The sequence below is a fragment of the Algibacter lectus genome, assembly GCF_900112395.1.
In the GTDB taxonomy this organism is placed as follows: domain Bacteria; phylum Bacteroidota; class Bacteroidia; order Flavobacteriales; family Flavobacteriaceae; genus Algibacter; species Algibacter lectus.
The window spans coordinates 1-1584 of record NZ_FOLN01000029.1 but is presented as its reverse complement, the minus strand read 5'-3'; the positions used below and the strand labels follow the sequence as shown (position 1 = coordinate 1584).

The following is a 1584-nucleotide window of genomic DNA, read 5'->3' as shown; positions in this document are numbered from 1 at the left end:
CGCTCACTTGCGAAATTCCTTCGGAATTTAGCCGTTCGTGATTTATTTAGTAATTTTAGTGCTAAAACACGCAACTAATCTTATACCAACCGTTGTGCGCAAGCTGAGAAACCCGATGAACGAAATAAAAACCGACATAAAAATTGGACAACAGATTTTTGAAAATGTTCCTGAAATTGTACGTCCAAATTGGGCAGGATTGGTTTTATCTCGATTTGACAGATATTTAGAAAAAATTCCTGTTGAGATTTTAGAGCTTTATGACATTATTGATGAAAAACAAAAATGGAAACTTGCTCACGACCAATTCACCAAAATCAGAATGCTGAATTTATCGAATACTGACAAAGATTTTGAATTGTATTTGAGATTGGCTGAAAGAGTTGCTAAAATCACTTATAACTCTTCTGAACAATCAGCACCATTTGACGCAAATAGCGGATTTGCCATTCCTATGTTTGCTTTGCAATACTGTGATTTAATTGATAATGAGTATTTACATCAAGAAGTGAAATCTACAATTCTAATTTTCCAACGAAACAAAGGATTTAAAAATAGCATAACCGCAACGACCGATTTAATAGTTTACAAGAAAATTGATGATATCCTTTGGATTGATTGGGACCCAATTGGAGTTAATGACGTTGCGCCAAGAGATGAATATCAAAGTTACGTTCCAGAAATATTCCGACTGAAAAAAAACGGAGCTGACAGGATTGAAATCGCGAAAAAGTTGTTAGATATTGAAAGAAATCAAATTGGAATGTTGGGAACGTTAGACGAATGTTTAATAGTAGCTGATAAAATAATTGAAGCGTAGAAAGCCAGCGCACAACACGGTGTATAAAACATAGCTAATAAGTGCTTAACCGAAAGGTTTCTGTATATTTATGAAGTCCGCCAAATTTTTAATTTGGCTTTTAAAAAGAGAAAAATTAAAAACAAAATATAAAAATTCGGCTCTGTGTTAATCCGAAAAGTTAGTGTCTTTTTGCACGCTACGTTTCATACACAAGACCGTTGGCATTCATTGGCGGAACGCACTCAAAATGTAGAAAATATGATTAAAAGAAATTTAGGATTAATATTAGTTATCATAGCTATGGTTTTAAACATATTGAATTTTGGTTTTTCAAATATGAGTACTAAACCACTTAGTTTTTGGTTATTTTTAGGTTCTATTTTTGTACTTATTGCTGCTTTTATAAAAATACTTATTACTGAAAATAAGGAAAACAAAAAATCTAGACCTGACTAAATAATGAATAAAATTAAGTCGGAATTTTAGTTTGTTTGAGGAATCTTAAACTGAACTGAAAAGTAAAACCTAAATTGAATGCGGAATTTAGCAAGAAGCGGAATTGCTCTCTCAATCTGAATTGAAAAAGTTTGAGGTATAAAAGGCAAATCGAATTCACTCATACGCTGGAAAACAAAAAAAACTGAATTAAGCCGAATAAGAATAAGTCGGAATAAAAACAACGAAATGCCAACAAAGTACTGTGCTAAAAAACAAGTAAAATCTTATTAATTTTTCACTAGCGTACTTTTATATTCCTTGTCAAATATTAAACCCGATTTTGC

Annotated in this window: 2 protein-coding genes; both read left to right on the top strand. The window is 31.9% G+C overall.

The window, feature by feature from the left end; translation table 11 throughout:
* Nucleotides 1-94: 94 nt before the first annotated feature.
* Nucleotides 95-820, top strand: coding sequence for a hypothetical protein (locus BM246_RS19695; protein ID WP_139221949.1), 726 nt, complete (start codon nucleotides 95-97; stop codon nucleotides 818-820).
* 240 nt (nucleotides 821-1060) lie between these two features.
* The gene (locus BM246_RS19690; RefSeq protein ID WP_139221948.1) at nucleotides 1061-1258 is read left to right on the top strand and encodes a hypothetical protein; all 198 of its coding nucleotides are present in this window, start codon (nucleotides 1061-1063) and stop codon (nucleotides 1256-1258) included.
* Nucleotides 1259-1584 lie beyond the last annotated feature (326 nt).

Excerpts from the sequence above, each read along its gene's own strand:
- BM246_RS19690 (WP_139221948.1), top strand. The coding sequence starts at position 1,061 with ATGATTAAAAGAAATTTAGGATTAATATTAGTTATCATAGCTATGGTT.